The organism is Streptomyces sp. NPDC024632 (assembly GCF_055559175.1).
Map to the genome: position 1 here is coordinate 213152 of NZ_JBVHLD010000004.1, position 19448 is coordinate 232599.

The following is a 19448-nucleotide window of genomic DNA, read 5'->3' on the forward strand; positions in this document are numbered from 1 at the left end:
CGATTCAATCCCCTTCCGTGGACGGACTGTGACGATGCGTCGAAGACTGGTGTCCCTCTTGGCCACGGCCTCGGCCCTCGCGGCCCTGGTCCTGGTCCAGCCGCTGGCCGGACCCGCGAGCGCCGCGCCGCCGGGCGCGCCGGGCCCGGGGCAGCAGGCAGGCGTGGGGAACAGCGGCGCGCCCTCCCACCTGACGGTCGGATCGCTGTCCGCTCCCGTGGACGTCGATCCCGCCGGTACCGTCGGCTTCGGCTGGCAGTCCGGGGTCGGCCGCCAGACCGGCTACGAACTCCGCGTCACCGAGGGCGAGTCGGGCCGCGGCCGGGTCGTGTGGGACAGCGCGAAGGTCGCCTCGGCCGCCGCGACCGCGATCCCGTACGGCGGCGCCGCCCTGCGCGCCGCCGAGCGCTACTCCTGGTCGGTGCGGGTCTGGGACGAGCGCGGCAGGGCCACCGCGTGGTCGGCCCCCGCGACCTTCGGCACCGGACCCGGCGCCACCTGGGGCACGAGCGCGCCGATCTGGTCCGCGCCGCCCGCCGTCGACACCTGGACCGACTACCGCCTCGACGTGAAGCTGACCGTGACCAAGGTCGCGCTCGGGGTGAAGTTCCGCTCGCCCGACGTCCGCAACGGCTACATGTGGCAGTTCAGGGCGTCGGACACCAGCAACCCCAACACCCTTGTCCCGCACGTCGAGACCAACGGCACCTTCCGCGCGGGCACGCCCGTACCGCTGAACACCACGCTCGCCGTCGGCACCACGCACGACGTCCGCATCGAGGCGGTCGGCTCGACGCTCACCACCTTCCTCGACGGCAAGGTCGTCGACACCAGGACCGACACCGCCTTCGCCGAGGGCGGCATCGGATTCCGTACCGGCGGCACCGAGACGGGCACCGCGGACGACGTCACCGTCACCAGCCTGGCGGCGGCCGACAGCGGAAAGACCCTCTACGCCAACGACTTCGGCGCGACCGGCGCGCCCTTCCCGTGCGGCACCGTGCAGAACGGCGCGCTCGCCGTGGGCACCAGGACGGACTGCCTCAGCTCCCACGCCACCAACGACTGGGCGCTGCTGCGCCACGACTTCACGCTCGACAAGAGCGGGAAGCGGACCAAGCAGGTCGCCTGGGCCACCGTCTTCGCGACCGGCTCCTCCTTCGACGCGGCCAAGCAGTACGTCTACAAGCTGTATCTCGACGGCCGGTTCGTGGGTCTCGGCCCCACCGAGGCGCTGGACAAGGAGACCCGCTACGACGGCTTCGACGTGACGGCCGCGCTGCGGTCCGGCGGCGAGCACGCGCTGTCGGCGGTCGCGTACACCACCAAGGACCAGCGTTTCCAGGCGTATCTGGTGATCCGCTACACCGACGGCAGCACGAGCACGGTCGGCACAGGACCCGGCTGGAGGAGCATGTCAGGGGCGGACATCTGGCCGTCCGCGAAGTCCACCGGGACCAGCTACTGGAACATGCCGCAGGAGGACATCACGATGAGCCGCTACCCGGACGGCTTCGGCCGCTACGGGTACGACGACTCCGCGTGGCCCGCCGCCACCGCGAAGACCGCGTTCGCCGACCTGCGGCCGACCCCGTTCGGCAAGGTCCGGGAACAGCTCAGGCGGCCCGTGAAGATCACCGACAAGGGCAGCGGGAACTACCTCGTCGACTTCGGCCAGACCTGGCAGGGCGGCGTCCACCTCACGCTGCCCGGCACAGCGGGACGCAAGGTCACCCTCCGCTACGGCGAGGAACTGTCCGACCCGACGACCGTGCGCTACAAGCTGCGCGCGGGCAACGAGTACCAGGACGTCGTCACCCTGCGCGGCGGCACCCAGAGCGTCGACACCTGGGGCATGCGCGTCTTCCGCTACCTCGACGTCCTCAACTCGCCCGTCCCCGTCACGGCCGACAATCTCCAGGCCCTCGCCATGGTCTACCCGTTCGACGAGAGCGGCGCCCAGCTCACCTCGTCCGACCCCGACCTCGTCTCGGTCTGGCAGCTCGCCAAGAACACCGTGGAGACCACCAACCAGAACTTCTACGTCGACTCCTGGACCCGCGAGCGCGGACCGTACGAATCCGACAACTACATCCACCAGTTGGCGAGCCTCTACCTCAGCGACGACCCGACACTCGGCGTCTACTCGATGGATTACTTCGCCAACCACCGCACCTGGCCGCAGGAATGGCCGCTCTACGTGATCACGTCCGTCTACGACAACTGGCGGCAGACCGGCTCCACCGACCAGGTCAAGCGGATGTACGACGCGCTCGTGCCCAAGCTGCTCAGCAAGGACTACAACGCGGCGCTCGGCACCATCGACCAGTCGGACGCCATCGTGGACTGGCCGGAGGGCAGCCGTGACGGCTATGTCTTCGCCGCGAAGAACACCATCCTGGGCGCCCTGTCGTACAGCAACTTCTCGCAGATGGCGGTCCTGGCCGCCTCCCTCGGCAAGAGCGCCGACGCGGCGAACTTCACCGTGATCGCCGACCGGCTGCGCACCACCCTCAACTCGGCGTTCTACAACGCGGGCAAGGGCGCGTACGACGACGGGCTCAGCGCCGACATGAAGCCGACCGGGCACTTCGCGGTCCAGGCGACCGCGTTCCCCGCCGCCTTCGGCGTCCCCGCGAGCCGACAGCAGTACGACGCGGTCGCGTCGTACCTCACCTCGCGCGGCATGGCGTGCAGCGTCTACTGCTCGGGCTTCCTGCTCCAGGGGCTGTACAACGCGGGCCACGCGCAGGAAGCGCTCGACCTGCTCACCTCGCACGGCACCAACAGTTGGCTGCACATGATCGACCTGGGCGCGGGCGCCACCGGCGAGGCGTGGGACCCGGCCGAGAAGAGCAACATGACGTGGTCGCACCCGTGGGCCACCGCCCCCTCGTACGTCATCCCGCGCGACATGTACGGCATCGCGCCGTCCACGCCGGGCTACGACACCTTCACCGTGCGTCCGCAGCCGGGCGACCAGACGTACGGCTCGGTGACGACACCGACCGTCAAAGGCACGGTCGGCGCGTCCTTCCACCGCGTCGGCGACCGTACCGACCTCGGCGTGTCGGTGCCGGGCAACTCCGTCGCCACGGTGAGCGTGCCGGTCACCGACGGATACCGGGGGACGACGGTGTACGTGGACGGCCGTGCGCGGACCGCGACCCGGCAGGACGACGGCAGGCTCGCGGTGCGCGTCGGCGTCGGCTGCCATGTGCTCAGCACCTCGGGCAGCCGGGCCGTGACCGCTGACCCGCTGCTGACGGGCGTGTGCGGCGGCGCGTACCGGGTCGGCGACACGCCCACCGGCTCGCTGGCCACCACGGCGGTGAGCGCGACACGCGGGAAGCCCATCCCGGTGACGCTCACCCTCGACCAGCAGGTCACCGGCCTGACCGCCGCCGACCTGCGGGTGTCCAACGGCACCGTCACCGGCCTCACCGCCAACGGCGTCGGCGCGGCGGGCACGACCTGGACGTTCACCGTCACCCCGCGCGGGAACGGCGAGGTGACGGTCCGGGTCCCGGCAGGCGCGGTGCACGGCACCAGCGGGCGGCCGAGCCTGGCGATCGGACCGCTGACCGTGGGCTCCGCCGGACACGGGCCATGGGGCTGACCGCCTCTCGCCGCAGGCCCTGAACCCCGCTGAATCCCCCTGAACCAAGGCCGGGTGCCACGATCAACCCGTGGCACCCGGCCTTGTCCTTGTCCTCCGCTTCCCCTCGGCCGCGCGAGCCCCCGCCCGCCGCCCGGCTACCGTTCCCGGTATGCGCATCGTCTCCCTGCTCCCCGCCGCGACCGACATCGTCGTCGAACTCGGCCTCGGCGACGCCCTCGTGGGCCGTACCCATGAGTGCGACTGGCCGCCGGAGGTGGTCGCCGACGTACCGGTGGTGACCGGCGCGGAATTCGACCCGGACGCGCTCAGCAGCCGGGAGATCTCGCGGGCCGTCGGCGGCGCCGCGCACCGGGGCTCGTCCCTCTACACCCTGGACACCGCGCTGCTCGCCGAGTTGGCGCCCGACGTGGTCCTCACCCAGGACCTCTGCCAGGTCTGCGCCGTCTCCTACGGCGCGGTCACCGACTCCGTACGCGTGCTGGACGGCGAAGGACCGCGCGTGATCAGCCTGGAGCCGAAGACCCTGCCCGACGTGCTCGCCTGCGTGCGCCAGGTCGGTGACGTGCTGGGCGTTCCTGAGGCCGCGGCCCGCAGGACGGCGGAGCTGGAGGAGCGGCTGGCGGCGGTACGGGAGCGGGTGGCGGGCCGCCCCCGGCCGCGGGTGGCCGCCATCGAATGGCTGGACCCGCTGTGGCCCGCGGGGCACTGGGTCCCGGAACAGATCCGCTGCGCGGGCGGCGAACCCCTGCTCGCGCGACCGGGCGAGCACACCGCGCCCATGGAGTGGACCGCGCTGCGGGAAGCCGCGCCGGAAGCGGTCGTGCTGCTGCCGTGCGGCTTCCCGCCCGAGCGCACACTGAAGGAGGCCGGCCTGCTGACCGGCCACCCCTCATGGGCCGAACTGCCCGCCGTCCGCGACGGGCGCGTGTGGGTCCTGGACGGACCCGCCTACTTCAACCGGCCGGGACCCCGCGTCGTGCGCGGCGCCGAAGTCCTGGCCCACGCGCTCCACGGCGTCGAACCGGCGGAACCGGTCACCGCCGCGGAAGCGCGCCCGCTGGCGGGAGCCGGTCAGCTCCCGTACCGCAGGTAGACCGTGTCACCGAGGTGGACGGTCGTGGCGCGCGAGGCGGCGATCGGCGCCGAGCCGTCCAGGCTCGACTTCCACGTCGCCGCACCGGAGTTGACGGTGCCGTTGAGCGCCGTGACCGCGCCCGTGCCGGTGGCGGGCGTGACGGCGGTGACGCAGCCGCCGGGCGTCGCGGACGACGCCGCCGCGTCCAGGACCGTACCGAGCGTCGTGGTCGTACCGGTCGCCGCGACCGGCACCGAGCACACCTTCAGCGAACCGCCGCCGTTGTCCACGACGAGCGCGAGCTTGCTGGTGGAGCCGCTGGTGAAGTCGGTGGTGGCGGCCCAGGCGGGCGCGCCGGGAGTGACCGGGGCCGGGGGAGTGGCGGTGAAGCCGCCGCCCGCGACCGCGCGGACCGCGTCGATCGAGGCGTACGCCGACGGGCTCGTGTCGGTGGGCAGGTAGCGGAAGCCGCCGCCCGGACCGAACTGCTGGGCGAGCAGGAAGTCGACCGGCGTCTTGCGCGCCGCGGTGGTGAAGTCCGTGCCCTGCGCGTTGAATCCGCAGGCGTTCAGGCCGGAGACGGCCCAGCCGTTGGAGTCGGTGTTCGCGCCGAACATCGAGGTGAAGGCGCCGGTGGCGTTGACGAGTTTGCCCTTGAGGAAGTTCTTGCCCGCGACGACGGCCGTGTCGGTGTTGGGCACCCCGGCCGAGCACAGCGACGCCAGGGTCGCGCCGGTCATGTCGATGTCGCTCGCGGCGCCGAGCTGCGTCGGATCGCCCGCCGCCTTCGCGTAGTTCCAGCCGCCGTCGGTGTGCTCGTTGGCGCGCACGACCGCCACCGACGCGTCGAGCAGGGCCTGCGGCACGCGCTGCCCGCCCGATTGCGTCTTCGCCCCGGCCAGCGCCAGCAGCCCGAAGACGGTGCCGTTGAAGTTGGCGGGCGGCCCGAAGTAGCCGGGTGAGGCGGGCTGCCAGTACGAGGCGATGTCCGCGATCAGATTGCGGCCGGTGCCGACGCGGGCCGGATCGATGCCCGCCGCGTACGCGTTGAGCGCGCCGCGCTCGTAGTCCGTCACCACCGGCGACGCGGACGGCCACGCGGCGGTGGCCAGCAGATTCCGGTAGACGGTCCTGGCGTTCTTCGTGGTGTCGCCGCCGGGAGAGACGTCGGCCGCCGCGGTGCCCGCGGCGGCGAAGGCGCTGAACGCCCACTCGTTGGACAGACCGCCGCCCGCGTACGAGCCGTCGGCGGCCTGAAGCGACTTCAGATAGGCGACGCCGTTCGCCTTGGACGTGGCGATCTGCGCCGGGGTCGAGGTCGCCCGCGCGGGCGCGGTCGCGGTGAACAGCAGGGCTCCGGCCGCCAGCGGTACGGCGACGGCGAGTGCCCGGCGCCGGGCGGTGCGGGAGGGCACGGTCACAGGAACGGTCATGGGTGGAGGACTCTCCTTGGAAGGGGGCGCCTCGCGCCCCGGCACACGGCTGTCCTCACGACCGGCCCGCGCCGAGGCGGTCGCCGCCCGAACGCGTGGTCAGGCTTCCGCACGTGCTGCGTCTCCGAGCGGGTGATCGGGCTCGGACCACCGCGAAAGGCGGCCCCTACCGTTGCGCGTCAGCTCCGGACTCTCACCGGATTCCCCCAGTCGGCGACCAGCCGAGGCTAGCGCAGCACGCGCGTGACGTAAGGGTCGCGGGGGAGTGGTGAAGGCAACTGCCCGCCACGTTGACGGGGCACACGCCGACGTGGTGCTATGAAACGTATTTCCGATTCAGCAGCCAGGGGAAGCCGGTCCAAGTCCGGCGCTGACCCGCAACCGTAGGCCCTCCGAGAGGCGGGCGAGCCGGATCACCTGCGCTGAGCAGCAAGTCACGATCGCCGTCGAGGACTACGGCACGGACGACAGGACGGCCGCGTCAACCGCCAGGCCGCCTCGCCTCCGCGGCCCGCCCTCCCCGTCGGCCGACCCGGGGGGCCACCCGTGCTTCGTCTTGTCCCGCGCCGCCGTCACAGACGGCCGCGCATCGTCGTCCTGCTCACCGCGGCGGCGCTGACCTTCGGCAGCCTCACGGCCGGACTGGTCTCGGTGGCGACCCCGGCGGGCGCGGACCCGATCGGCGACTGCACACCCACCTCGGGGGCGATCGTCGCGGTGGACTACGGGCACTGGAACGGCCCGGTGCTGCGCGGCTGCGACGCGCACCCCACCACGGGCATGAATCTGCTGCACAACGCCGGATTCACCACCACCGGCACCGTGCACGACGGCCCCGGCTTCATCTGCCGGATTGGCAACGACGGCTTCGACAGCGGCACGCAGTACCCGACGACCGCCGACGAGGCGTGCGTCCTGACCCCGCCCGCGAACGCGTACTGGTCGTTCTGGATCGCGCCCGCGGGACAGGACACCTGGACGTACAGCCCGCTCGGCGCGCTCGGCGACCACCCGCAGGACGGCGAGGTCGAGGCGTGGGTGTTCGGTCCCACCGACATCGGCGGCGGCACCGGCGGTCCCTCGTTCACACCGGACTCCGTCCGCGCCCACGACACCACCACGCCGCCGACCACCCCGCCCACGACGCCGCCGACCACGCCCCCGACCGGTCCCGGCGGACAGGCCGACACGGCGGCCGCGGCCACCTGGCTGACGAGGCAACTCACCGACGGCGACCACGTCTTCGACGGCTGGGGCACCGACTTCGGCGCCACCGCGAACACCGCCATCGCACTCGCGGCGGCCGGCGGCCCCGACGCCACGATCCGCGCGATCGACGCCTTTCTGACGGCGCACGCCGACGACTACCTGCTCCCGGACTCCACGGTCACCGTGCCGAGCCCGGCCGCGGCGGCCAACCTGGCGCTGCTCACCGAGATCCTGGGCGGTGACCCCACCTCCTTCGGCGGCCACGACCTGCTCAAGGACCTGACGGACAACGTCTGCGCGGCGGCCGGAAGCCTCGGCAACTGCACCGCGGCCGGTGACTTCCACGGCGCTTTCTCGCCCGGCACCCAGGCCCGCGCCCTGCTCGCGCTGGCCCGCGGCGGCGCCACCGTGCCGCGGCCCGCCGTCGACCGGCTCACCGGGATGCAGTGCGCCGACGGCGGATTCTCCGGCTCGATGCTCTCGCCCGGCGAGCGCTGCACGTCCGACCCCGGTTCGACCGCCGACGCCGTCGTCGCCCTCAAGCACCTGCCCGGTACCGGCGACGTGCTGGACAAGGCGCGGGCGTACCTCACCAAGACGCAGTCCGCCGACGGCGGTTACCTCGCGTACGAGGGGGCGTCCTCCGGCGACACCGGTACGACCTCCTCCGCGGCCCAGGCGCTGACCGTACTGGCGCAGACCGACCGCGCCGCCGCCGCCCGCTCCTGGCTCGCCGCCCGGCAGACCGACGGCGGCGGCTTCGCCTCCGACGGCTCCGGCGGCACCGACCCGGACCTGTACGCCTCGACCGCCGCCGTCCTCGCCGTGACCTCCAGCGACCTCGGCAGCCTCACCTACGGCGACACCCCGACGAGCCCGCCGACGACGCCCCCCACCACCGCGCCGACGACCCCGCCCACGACCCCGCCGACCACCCCGCCCACGACCGGACCGACCACCCCGGCCGCGGCAACCCCCGACCTGGCCAAGGGCGTCGCGTACCTCATCAACCGCGGCAATCTCGTGGACGGCCACTACTACGAGTCCGGCGCGGGCCAGAACACCGGCTTCGCCGACTTCGGCCTGACCGTCGACGGCGTGCTCGCGCTGGCCGCGACCGGCGGCGCCGACGACACCCTCGCCGGGATCACCGACTTCCTCCAGCACGGCAAGGACGGCTCCGGCCGCGGCATCGACGACTGGACGCTGATCGGCACCTCCTACGCGCAGGGCGGCTCGCTCGCCAAGGAGGCCGTCGCGGCCGAGGTCACCGGCAACGACCCGCGCGCCTTCGGCGGCCACGACCTGATCGCCGCGCTCGACGCCACCGTCTGCGCCGCGGCCGACACCTCGGGCGGCTGCGCCGCCAGGAACAACTACGCCTACGCCACCTCGGTGTTCTCCCAGTCCCTCGGCGTCATCGCCCAACTGCGCGCGGGTGACACCGCCAAGGCGGCCGGGCCGGTCGCGTACCTGGAGAGCCTCCAGGACTCCAGCGGCGCCTGGCCGAGCCTGATCCCGGCCGCCGGCGACCAGGACGTGGACAGCACGGCGATGGCGATCATGGCCCTCGACCTGGTGCCCGGCGACGCCGCGGCCAAGGCGGTCGCCAAGGGCGCGGCCTGGATCGCGAGCAAGCAGCTCGGCGACGGCGGCTTCCGGGGCGCGGCCGGTGACTCCGTCAACTCCGCCGCCCTCGCCGTCCAGGGCCTCACCCTGGGCGGCACGGGGTACCGCGCGCAGATCGCCAAGGCGCGCGCGTTCCTGGCCGCGCAGCAGAACGCGGACGGCGGCTTCCGGGTCGCCTCCGACACCGACCAGAAGCAGTCCGACGTACGCGCCTCCACGCAGGCCGTCGGCGGCGCGGTCGGCACGTCCTTCGGCACCCTGCTGCGCGACCTCGCCGACCAGAAGGCGGCGGCCGAAGGGGCCGCGTACCTGGTCGAGCAGCTCGACGGCAGCGACCACCTGGCCAGCACCTACGGCCCCGACTACGGTCTGACCGCCGACCTCGCCCTCGCGCTCGCCTCCACCGGCGGCCAGGACCCGACGCTGACCAAGGTCACCGGCTACCTCGCGGGACACGTCGCGGACTACGCCGACCCGGCGGGCACCTCCGCCTACCCCGGCCCGTACAGCGGCGCCACCGCCAAACTCGCGGTGCTCGCCCAGGTCATGGGCCAGGACCCGCGGCACTTCGGCGGCTTCGACCTGATCGGCACGCTCAGCGGCCACGTCTGCACGGCCGCCGCCGAGGACGGTTCCTGCACCGCCCCCGGCGACTTCGACCAGGCGTACTCGACGGTCTCCCAGTCCCTCGGCGTCCTCGCCCTGGCCCGCGCGGGCCAGACCCCGCCCGCCGCCGCCGTGAACCGGCTGCTCCAACTCCAGTGCGCGGACGGCGGTTTCTCCTCCACGCTGGACGCGCCGGGCGCCGACTGCGCCTCCGACGTGGATACCACCGGCTACGCGCTCCAGGCGCTCGTCCTGGTGCCGGGACACGCGGACGCGGTCACCAAGGCGCGTACGTATCTCGTCAAGGCCCAGCAGTCCAGCGGCGGTTACCAGGGCGCGGCGGGCGTCAGCAGCAACTCCACCGCGCTCGCCGTCCAGGCGCTGCTGGCCACCGACAAGATCCGGCCCCAACAGGCGCGCGACGGGCAGAAGTTCCTGCGCACCACGCAGAACAAGGACGGCGGCTTCCGGATCACCGCCGCGGCGGGCGACTCCGACCTGCGGTCCAGCACCCAGGCCGTCCCGGCACTCGCGGGCACCCCGCTGACCACGCTCACCCACGCGCTCGCGCCCATCGCGCCCTCGGGCGGCGGCTCCACCGGCGGTTCTTCCGGTTCTTCCGGTTCCGGCGGCTCGTCCGGCGCCGCGGGCGGCACGGACTCCGGCGGCAGCGGCGGCTCGCTGGCCGCCACCGGCACCGGCGTGCTCGCGGCGGCCGGTCTCGCCGCGCTGCTGCTGGCCCTCGGCAGCGCGCTGACCGTACGGCGGCGGCGCACCGCACAACAGGGCGGGAGGCACCAGTGATCCACGGCATTCGGCCGGCCCATGGCATGCGGTCAACGGCCCGGCGGGCGGCGCCCGTCGCAGGCGCGTCCGGCCACCCACGGCGGCCCGGCGCACGATCGGTCCTCGCCCGTACGGTCACCGCGCTCGCGCTGACGCTCGCCGCCGTGTGCGGCGGGCTCACCGTGGGCGCGGCGCCCGCGATGGCGACCGCGCAGCCGATGAGCGCGTGCACGACCACCAAGGGCGTCGTGCTCGCGGTGGACTTCAGCCACTGGGGCGGCCCGCTGCTGCGCTCCTGCGGCACCACGCCCACCACCGGCTACACCCTGCTGAACCAGGGCGGCTGGGCCACCACCGGCACCCAGCACGACGGTCCGGCCTTCATCTGCCGGATCGGCTACGCCGGTTACCAGGGCGGCAAGCAGTATCCGACGTCCAAGGACGCCCCCTGTGTGCTGACGCCGCCCGCGACCGCCTACTGGTCGTACTGGCACGCCGACGCGGGGCAGAACACCTGGTCCTACAGCCAGTTGGGCGCGATGAGCTACCACCCCAAGCCCGGCAGTGTGGACCTGTGGATCTTCGGCGCCACCAACGTCGCGGGCACGCAGGGCCGTCCGACGTTCTCACCCGACAGCGTCCGGGCGCACAACACCACGTCCGGCGGAGCCACTTCGGCCCCGCCCAGGCCGACCAAGCCCGCCGGTACGCACACCACCGCGGGCTCGGCGCCCGGGAAGACCTCACGACCGGCCGCCACCACGCCGTCCGCGACCCGTACGACACCAGCCACCACCTCGGCCCCGCCCACCGCGACCCCCACCGGGACCGCGTCCGCGAGCACCGCGCCGGGCACGGCCACGGGCGGAACGCCGTCGCCAGGGCAGCCCCGCACGCAGGACGCGGAGCCGACCGCCGCCGCGAGCCATTCGTCCGGCTCGGTCCTGCCCTTCGCCCTGACCGCGGCCGTCGTGGCCGTGATCGCCGGATTCATCGTCGTCAGGACCCGGCGGCGGCGGAACGCGGAGTAGCGCGTTGTCCACCGCCCCGCCTCCGTCCCCGACCGGCGGTCCCGCGCACGCCGCCGCGGTACCGCCGCGCGCCGCCGCCTCCCCGCACACCGGGCGGCGGCTGCCGCGCACCCTGCACCCGGTCGCCTGGTGGATCTGGGGCATCGCCCTGGCCACCGCGGTCAGCCGCACCACCAACCCGCTGCTGCTCGGCCTGGTCCTGGTCGTCCTCGGCTACGTCGTCACCGAGCGCCGCACCGACGCCCCCTGGGCGAAGGGCTTCAAGTACTACCTGTACCTCGCGCTGACGGTCGTCGCGATCCGCGTCGTCTTCCGCTGCGTCTTCGCCAGCGGCATCACACCCGCCGACCACATCATGTTCTCGCTGCCGCACATCCCGACTCCCCACTGGTACGCGGGAATTCAGCTCGGCGGCCCGGTGTCGCTCGAGGCCACCCTGTCCGCCGCGACTGACGGACTGCGGCTGGCCTGCCTGCTGTGCTGCATCGGCGCCGCGAACACCCTCGCCAACCCCAAGCGGGCCCTGCGCGTCCTGCCCGGCGCGCTGTACGAACTCGGCGTCGCCGTCACGGTGTCGCTGAGCGTCGCCCCCCAACTCGTCGAAAGCGTCCAGCGGGTGGCGCGCGCCCGACGGCTGCGGGCCGACCGGGCCAAGGGGCTGCGGGCGCTGCGCGGCATCCTCATCCCCGTACTGGAGGACGCGCTGGAACGCTCCCTGCACCTGGCCGCCGCCATGGACTCGCGCGGCTACGGCCGGGCCGGCACCGCGACCCGCGCCTCACGCCGTACCACCGCCGTCCTGATGCTCGGCGGCATGCTCGGCCTGTGCACTGGCATCTACGGGCTGCTGGACGGCACCACCCCGCGCGCGCTCGGACTGCCCGCCATGCTCGGCGGGTCGCTGCTGTGCTGCGCCGGACTCGCGCTCGGCGGGCGGCGGATACGGCGCACCAGCTACCGACCCGACCCCTGGCGGTCCGCGGAGTGGGTGGTCGCGCTGTGCGGCGTCGCCACCGCCACCGTGCTGTTCCTGACCGTCGGCTACAACGCCGCCGACCTCAACCCCAGCCTGTATCCGCTGCGTTGGCCGTCACTGCCGTGGCTGCCCGCCGCCGCGATCCTGCTCGCGGGCACCGCCGCCTTCGCCGCGCCGCCCCCGCCGCGCACATCCGCCGCGAAGAGAGCGAAGAGCGCGAAGAGCGCGAGAAGCGCCACGGCCGGGCGCTCCGCCGTGCCGCCCGGCGGAGCCGCCGCGACCGCCACGACAGCCGAAACCGCCGAAACCGCCGACAAGCCCAGCGAGGCCCTGCTGTGATCCGATTCGACCAGGTCAGCGTCGTGTACGCGGGCTCCGAGCAGCCCGTGCTGCGGGACGTGGACCTGACCTTGGAGGAAGGCGAACTGTGCCTGGTCGTCGGCAGGACCGGCGCGGGCAAGTCCACGCTGCTCGGCACGGTCAACGGCCTGGTGCCGCACTTCACCGGCGGCACACTCGCGGGCCGTGTCACCGTCGACGGCCGCGACACCGCGACGTACCCGCCGCGTGAACTCGCCGACGTGGTGGGCGTCGTGGGCCAGGACCCGCTCGCCGGATTCGTCACCGACACCGTCGAGGAGGAACTGGCCTATGTCATGGAGCAGTTGGCAGTCCCCGCCGACGTCATGCGCAAGCGCGTCGAGGAGACCCTCGATCTGATGGGCCTGGCCGACCTGCGGCACCGCGCGCTGAGCGAGCTGTCCGGCGGCCAGCAGCAGCGCGTCGCCATCGGGTCCGTCCTCACCGCCCACCCCAAGGTCCTGGTGCTGGACGAGCCCACCTCCGCGCTCGACCCGACCGCCGCCGAGGAAGTCCTCGCCGCCGTGACCCGGCTCGTGCACGACCTCGGGGTGACCGTCGTGCTCGCGGAACACCGCCTGGAGCGCGTCGTGCAGTACGCCGACCGCGTCCTGCACCTGACCGGCGACGGCACCGTCACCTCCGCCCCGCCGTCCGTCGCCTTCCGTACCGCCTCGGTCGCGCCCCCCGTGGTCGACCTCGGCCGCCTGGCCCGCTGGGAACCGCTGCCGCTGTCCGTACGCGACGCCCGCCGCGCCGCAGTTCCCTTGCGCGAACGGCTCGCCGGACGCCCGGTGCCGCCGGTCCGCGTCTCGCACGGCACGGGCACACCGCTGCTGACCGCCAGCGGGATCGTCGTGCGCTACGGAGACGTGGTCGCCGTCCGCGAGGTGGACCTGGAACTGCGGGCCGGTGAGGTCACCGCGCTGATGGGCCGCAACGGCTCGGGCAAGTCGTCCCTGTTGTGGGCGGTCCACGGCGCCGGGCCGCGACAGGGCGGAACCGTACGGTTCGCTCAGGGCGCGGACCCGGCCGCACCCGAGCCGGGGGCCTCGGCACGGCGGTTCGGCGGACGGCGTACGACGTCGGGACCTGAGCGCCGCCGCGTCGGCCTGGTCCCGCAGACCCCCACCGATTTGCTCTACCTGGAGACGGTCGGCGCCGAACTGGCCCAGGCCGACCGGGAGTCGGCCGGGGCGGCCCCGAGCACCGCGCGGGCGATCCTCGACCGGCTCGCGCCCGGCATCCCCGACGACACCCACCCCCGCGACCTGTCGGAAGGCCAGAAGCTCTCGCTCGTGCTGGCTATCCAACTCACCACCGCACCCGACGTCGTCCTGCTGGACGAGCCGACCCGCGGCCTCGACTACCAGGCCAAGCAGGCCCTCATCCGGATCGTGGACGCGCTCGCCGCCGAGGGCCGCAGCGTCGTGATCTCCACGCACGACGTGGAGTTCGTCGCCGCGAGCGCCGACCGCGTGATCGTCATGGCCGAGGGCGAGACGGTCGCCGACGGCCCCACCGCCGATGTCATCGTCGCCTCACCGGCCTTCGCACCGCAGACCGCCAAGATCCTCGCCCCGCTGCCCTACCTGACGGTCGGTCAGGTCGCGGACGCGCTCGCGAAAGCCGAGGCGAAGTGATGGCCACGGCCAGGACGGGCGCCACGCACACGAGCGGGGGCGCGGGCAACGGCAAGGGCGCGGCCGGGCGTTGGACGGGCCGTACCACCGCCGTCCGGATGCACGCGACGGCCGTCGTCACCATCGTCCTGGCCGCCTTCATCGGCCTGGTCGCCTTCTTCTGGCCCTTCGTCGTCGCCCCCGGCCGCTTCGGCACCTCCTACGCGCCGCCGCTGATCTTCGGCGTCCTGCTGATCCTCGTACTGGCCGTGGTCTTCGCCCAGATCGCCGACGGCGGCATCGACGCCAAGGCCCTGGCCATGCTCGGCGTGCTGTCCGCCGTCAACGCCGCCCTGCGCCCGCTCGGCGCGGGCACCGCGGGCATCGAGACCGTCTTCTTCGTCCTCGTGCTCGCGGGCCGCGTCTTCGGCCCCGGCTTCGGCTTCACCCTCGGCTGCACGTCCCTCTTCGCGTCCGCGCTGCTCACCGGCGGTGTCGGGCCCTGGATGCCGTACCAGATGTTCGGCTGCGCCTTCGTCGGGATGCTCGCCGGGCTCCTCCCGCGCGCCCGCGGCAGGGCCGAGATCCTGATGCTCGCGGCCTACGGCTCGGCGTCCGGCTACCTCTTCGGCTTCCTGCTCAACCTCTCCTTCTGGCCCTTCTCGCTCGACCCCGGCAGCTCCATCGCCTACCTGCCGGGCCTGCCCTTCACCGAGCAGTGGCACCGCTACCTGGCCTTCGACGTGGCGACCTCCCTCGGCTGGGACACCGGCCGCGCGGTCACCAACTTCGTCGCCATCCTGCTGGCCGGCCCCGCCGCCCTCATCACCTTCCGCCGCGCCGCCCGCCGCGCCAACTTCACCGCCCCCATCCACTTCGCCCCGCCCGCCCCGCCCCCTCCGCCCGCTGGGTCCGCTCCGGGCGCGGGCGCGGACGAGACGTAACCCGTACTGGTCTAGCCTGGCTGTCCCCGACGGACGCGCGGGACGCGGGACGTAGGACGTGGGAGAAGGGGCTGGGGGCGTGGAGCTGGTGTTCGCGGGGCGGGTCGTGGAGTGGCGCGGACCGGCGCCGTACTACTTCGTGCCCGTGCCGGAGGAGGAGTCCGCGGACATCCGCGAGGTGGCGACGACGGCCTCGTACGGGTGGGGGGTGATCCCGGTGCTGGCCCGGATCGGCGGCACCGATTTCGCGACCTCGCTCTTTCCCAAGGACGGCGGCTATCTGCTGCCGCTCAAGAACGCCGTGCGCAAACCGGAAGGGCTTTCCGAGGGGGACGACGTGACGGTGGAGATGACCGTCCGCCTCGACACGTAGGGAAGGCGATCCCGTGCCGAATCCCGCCGAATCCCCGGACCGATTCCCCGGACCGAATCCCCGGGCCGATTCCCCGGCGCCGATCCGGCACGGCACTTTTGCGCGGCCATTGCCGTGCCGACAGCGGTGAACCACTAGCGTTACGGCCTGTGAGTACGAGTATCCGGTTTTCGCCGTCCGCGGCTCCGCGCCTTGCCGGTTCGGTCGCCTTCGGGGCGGTGGTCGGGGCGTGCGTGGGGTCGTCGACCGACACGCCGCTGGGAATTCTCTCGGCCATCGCGGCCACCGAGTCGTTCTTCGTCGTGGTCGGCTGGTGCGTGCTGTGGCCGATGGACGCCGCCGCGACCCGCCGCAATTCGCGGCGCGAGGACCTGCGACCGCTCGCCGAGGAGATCGTGGTCGTCGCGGTCGCGCTCTGCGGCCTCATCGGCATCGTCGTGTTCCTGCTCGGCAACTCCGACACCGCCCACGCCGCGACCGCGCTCATCGGCGTCTTCATGGCCTGGGCCGCACTGCATCTGATGTACGCGGCACGGTACGCGTATCTGTATTACGAGGAGTCCGAGGGCGGGATCGATTTCAACTCCGAGGACGAGGCCCCGGCCTACCGCGATTTCTTCTACTTCAGCTACAACCTCGGCATGACCTACCAGGTCTCCGACACCGACGTCTCCAGTTCGACGATCCGCGCGGTCGTCCTGCGGCACACACTGCTGTCGTATCTGTTCGGTACGAGCATTCTCGCGACCGCCATCAACCTCGTCGCCGGAATCTTCACGCGGTGAGCGCACGGCACTTGCCCTGGCGCCTGTCCTGATACCTGCCTGACGCCTGCAATGTCCTGACCCTGCACTGTCCTGACACCTGCGGCGCCCTGACGCCCGCACTGACACGTGTCCGGCACCGCGCGACGCCTTCCGCGCGGTGCCGGACACGTGCCGGAGGGTCAGCGGCAGCCCACTCCGTAGGTGCCGTTGCCGGAGTCGGCGGCCGGGTCGCTGGAGACGGACAGCCCGACGTACGGGTGATCGCGGTCCGGGGTGAACGTGTACCGGTCCGTGAAGGTGTAGCTCTGCGCGCCCTTGGGGAACTGGGCGGTCTGCCGGGCCAGCGTGACGGCGCCCTGCGGCTTGCCCGTGGCGCTGTGCCACCACGTCAGGTGCAAGGTGCCCGCCTCGGTGCCGTCGTAGGTCACGTACACCGTGGCGGTCGCCGTGCGGCGCTTGCCGGTCGGGCAGTCGAAACCGGTGACGGCGATGGACGCCACGTGCGGCCCGGCCGCGGGCTTCCCGGTCGTCGTCGGGTCGGCCGAAGGGGTGGTCGGCGCGGTGGTGGGCGGTGTGCTCGGTGTGCTCGGCGTGCCGGTGGGCGTGCTCGACACGGTCCTGCTGGGCGTGACCGCCGTCGTCGGTGTGCCGGTCGGCGAGACGTTGACCGTGGGCGACGCCGACAGGCTGACGGTGGGGGACGGGGTGGCGGGCGCGGTGGTCGGGGTCGTCGCGGTCAGCGACGTGACGGCGGTCGGCGTCGGGCCCGCCACGGGGGTGTCGTCGCTCTTGTTGCCGGTCGCCACCGCCGTGACGGTCACCGCGCCCGCGATGATCACGGCCGCCGCGACGACGGCGAGGACCTTCGCGCGTCGGCTGAAGCGGGGTGCGGGAGCCTCGGGGCCGCCCGCGGGAGCGTGGTGGGGCGCGTGCTTGGGCGGTACGGGCGGCGCGCCCGCCCCGGACGCGGCGGGCGCGGCCACGGCGACCGGTACGGCGGGCTGCGGCTGCTGGGCCGCTTCCGCCGCCGCATCGCCGGACGGCGCCGCCAACAGGACGACCAGCGCGGTGAGTTCACCGCGCCCGCGCTCCTCCCAGTCCTCGCCGTAGGCGGCGACGGCGACCGTCTCGGCCTCGGCGGCGAACTCGGCCGCGCTCTGCGGCCGTTCCGCCGGGTTTTTCGCCAACCCGCGTGCGAGCAGCGGCCGTACGGGCTCCGGAGCCTGCTCGGCCGGGACCGGCGCCTCGGTGTGCTGGGCCGCCGGTTCCGCCGCCGTGGCACCCGCGTACGGCGGCGCGCCTGTGAGGCTCTGGTGGAAGACGGCCGTCGCCGCGTAGACGTCGGAGGCCGCGGTCGCCGGTGCGCCCGCCCACCGCTCGGGCGCGCTGTAGGGGGTGCCGGAGGGTACGGCGTCCGGCTCGGCGTTCGCCTCCGCCTGATCCGGGGCGGGAGCCGCCGGTTCGGCATCGACGAGCTGGACCGCGCCTTCGGGAGTGAGCAGGACGTTCTCGGGCGTGTCCGGCTCGGCGTTCGCCTCCGCCTGATCCGGGGCGGGAGCCGCCGGTTCGGCATCGACGAGCTGGACCGCGCCTTCGGGGGTGATCAGGACGTTCTCGGGCGCGATGTCGCCGTGGGCGCCACCGGCCTCGTGGGCTGCGGCGAGCGCGACCAGCGAGCCCTTGAGGACGACGAGCGCCGCCTCGGGCGCGAGCGCGCCCTTCTCCTGGAGGAGGGCGACAAGTCCGGTGCTGCTGACCGGAGTCGGCGTCCCGGCCGCGGGCTCCTGGGGCTCCGGGGCCTCGGTCGCGGCCTGGGACGGTGCCGCCTTCGAAGCGGCCGGTGCCGTCTTCCGCCCCTTCGCCGGGGGCCTGGTCCCCGCCGCCTTCTTCGCCGCGCCCGCGGGCGGGGCCGCCGCCGCGGTCTTCCGTGTCTGCGCCGTCTTGGCCGCGGTTCTCGCGGGCGCCTTCGCGGGTGCCTTCGCCGGAGTCCCGGCCGGTGCCTTGGCCGCCGTCTTCGCGCTCTTGGCGGCCTTCACGGCGGGCTCCTCCGCCGCCTGCTTCTGTGCCGCCTTCGCCGCCGCGGCTGCCATGGGAGCGGCCTCGGGCTGCTTCTGAGGCTCCGTCACCTTGCTTGCGGTAGCGGGTACTTCGGCCGCCGCGGTCTTCACGGCGGGCTTTGCGGCAGCGCGCTTCGGCGCGGCCTTCGTGGGCTTCGCGGGCTTTGGCGCCGCCTCGGACGCGGCGGCTTCCTGAGCGGTGCCCTCGGGCTGCGCGTCCGCCACCGCCTCCGTGTTCCCTGCCGTGTCCGCTGGCGTCTCCGCTGCCGGCTCCGCTTCCGCCCGGGCGGGAGCCTGGGCGCGCTTACGGGGCTGCGCCGCAGCCTTCCGCGCCCGGGCCATGGGCCTCGGGCCCGGCTGCCGCTGTCCGGCCGGCTTGCCGTCCCCGGCCGTCGCGCCGTCCTCGCCGGGTATGCCCGTGCCGTTGTCGTCGTCCACCTGATTCCGCCCCTCGCGCTGCCCCTTGAGGAGGAGCCGCTGTGCGCGGCACCTCGACGCCCTGTTCCGTACTCGGATTTCCCACCGCCAGCCGGGCCGATCTGCCGGGGGTCACGGCTGTCCGCCCGAACTGCCCCTTCCACGGGAGGGCCGAGCGCCGAAGACGCCGACAGGGGACCGGGGTTCGCCCGGGAACCGTGGAGGAGGTGCCGTGAGGATCAAGAGGGTACTGGTGGCCGGGCACCAAGGGGAGATCGGGGCGGCCCTCATCCCGCCCCCGCACCCCCCTTTGCCGGACAGCCAGGGGCATATGCCTCGCCGATCCCCCGCCTACGCGTGTCCCCCGATGCGGACGGTACGCACGGGGCGGCGGCGATGACGGCGCGGGCGCGGAACAGGCGCTCGGCGCGGCCGGGTTGGGCCTTGCCGCCGTATCGGCACTGGCATCGGCACCGTGTCACTCGGTCCTTGAGACGACTGGCCGGATGGCGTGAGCCAGGGGGCGGGCCGTCACGCGCGT

The 19448-nt window shown here is 73.6% G+C and carries 11 protein-coding genes and 2 riboswitches; of the genes, 9 read left to right on the forward strand and 2 right to left on the reverse strand.

Going from position 1 to position 19448, the window contains the following annotated elements; genetic code table 11:
* Positions 1-58 precede the first annotated feature (58 nt).
* Together ACZ37P_RS10560 and ACZ37P_RS10565 are read left to right on the forward strand one after the other, a co-directional pair.
* Positions 59-3619 (forward strand): family 78 glycoside hydrolase catalytic domain, encoded by a 3561-nt coding sequence (locus tag ACZ37P_RS10560; RefSeq protein ID WP_467346013.1) that lies wholly within the window; start codon positions 59-61, stop codon positions 3617-3619.
* A gap of 151 nt (positions 3620-3770) precedes the next feature.
* Positions 3771-4715 (forward strand): cobalamin-binding protein, encoded by a 945-nt coding sequence (locus ACZ37P_RS10565; RefSeq protein ID WP_467346015.1) that lies wholly within the window; start codon positions 3771-3773, stop codon positions 4713-4715.
* Here ACZ37P_RS10565 and ACZ37P_RS10570 read toward each other — a convergent pair.
* Positions 4694-6130 (reverse strand): hypothetical protein, encoded by a 1437-nt coding sequence (locus tag ACZ37P_RS10570; RefSeq protein WP_467346016.1) that lies wholly within the window; start codon positions 6128-6130, stop codon positions 4694-4696. The two genes, ACZ37P_RS10565 and ACZ37P_RS10570, sit on opposite strands and share 22 nt — an antisense overlap.
* 100 nt (positions 6131-6230) lie before the next feature.
* A riboswitch (cobalamin riboswitch) is annotated at positions 6231-6383 on the reverse strand.
* 53 nt (positions 6384-6436) lie between these two features.
* Positions 6437-6569, forward strand: a riboswitch (cobalamin riboswitch).
* Positions 6570-6676: 107 nt separating this feature from the next.
* On the opposite strand from ACZ37P_RS10570, the gene ACZ37P_RS10575 reads away from it, so the two are divergent.
* The 7 genes from ACZ37P_RS10575 to ACZ37P_RS10605 all read left to right on the forward strand — a co-directional run bounded on the left by ACZ37P_RS10575 (position 6677) and on the right by ACZ37P_RS10605 (position 16451).
* The gene (locus ACZ37P_RS10575; RefSeq protein WP_467346017.1) at positions 6677-10378 is read left to right on the forward strand and encodes a prenyltransferase/squalene oxidase repeat-containing protein; all 3702 of its coding nucleotides are present in this window, start codon (positions 6677-6679) and stop codon (positions 10376-10378) included.
* A complete protein-coding gene (locus tag ACZ37P_RS10580) occupies positions 10375-11391 on the forward strand; it encodes a hypothetical protein (protein ID WP_467346018.1) in 1017 nt (338 codons plus the stop codon). Before ACZ37P_RS10575 ends, ACZ37P_RS10580 begins: the two co-directional genes overlap by 4 nt.
* A gap of 100 nt (positions 11392-11491) precedes the next feature.
* Entirely contained in the window at positions 11492-12706 is a 1215-nt protein-coding gene (locus tag ACZ37P_RS10585) for a CbiQ family ECF transporter T component (protein WP_467346213.1), read from the forward strand.
* Entirely contained in the window at positions 12703-14370 is a 1668-nt protein-coding gene (locus tag ACZ37P_RS10590; RefSeq protein ID WP_467346019.1) for an ABC transporter ATP-binding protein, read from the forward strand. Before ACZ37P_RS10585 ends, ACZ37P_RS10590 begins: the two co-directional genes overlap by 4 nt.
* A 98-nt stretch (positions 14371-14468) precedes the next feature.
* Entirely contained in the window at positions 14469-15293 is an 825-nt protein-coding gene (locus ACZ37P_RS10595) for an ECF transporter S component family protein (RefSeq protein ID WP_355341769.1), read from the forward strand.
* 79 nt (positions 15294-15372) lie between these two features.
* Positions 15373-15666, forward strand: a complete 294-nt coding sequence (locus tag ACZ37P_RS10600; RefSeq protein WP_355341469.1) for a DUF1905 domain-containing protein — start codon at positions 15373-15375, stop codon at positions 15664-15666.
* A 149-nt stretch (positions 15667-15815) separates the two neighbouring features.
* Positions 15816-16451, forward strand: coding sequence for a DUF1345 domain-containing protein (locus ACZ37P_RS10605; protein ID WP_401856370.1), 636 nt, complete (start codon positions 15816-15818; stop codon positions 16449-16451).
* A 161-nt stretch (positions 16452-16612) separates the two neighbouring features.
* On the opposite strand, the gene ACZ37P_RS10610 is transcribed toward ACZ37P_RS10605, so the two are convergent.
* Entirely contained in the window at positions 16613-18559 is a 1947-nt protein-coding gene (locus tag ACZ37P_RS10610) for a protein kinase family protein (RefSeq protein ID WP_467346021.1), read from the reverse strand.
* Between the last annotated feature and the right edge of the window lie 889 nt (positions 18560-19448).

Bases quoted from the DNA above. Each gene is read 5' to 3' on its own strand.
- ACZ37P_RS10595 (WP_355341769.1), top strand. From the start codon at position 14,469: ATGCACGCGACGGCCGTCGTCACCATCGTCCTGGCCGCCTTCATCGGC.
- ACZ37P_RS10565 (WP_467346015.1), top strand. From the start codon at position 3,771: ATGCGCATCGTCTCCCTGCTCCCCGCCGCGACCGACATCGTCGTCGAA.
- ACZ37P_RS10570 (WP_467346016.1), bottom strand. From the start codon at position 6,130: ATGACCGTTCCTGTGACCGTGCCCTCCCGCACCGCCCGGCGCCGGGCA.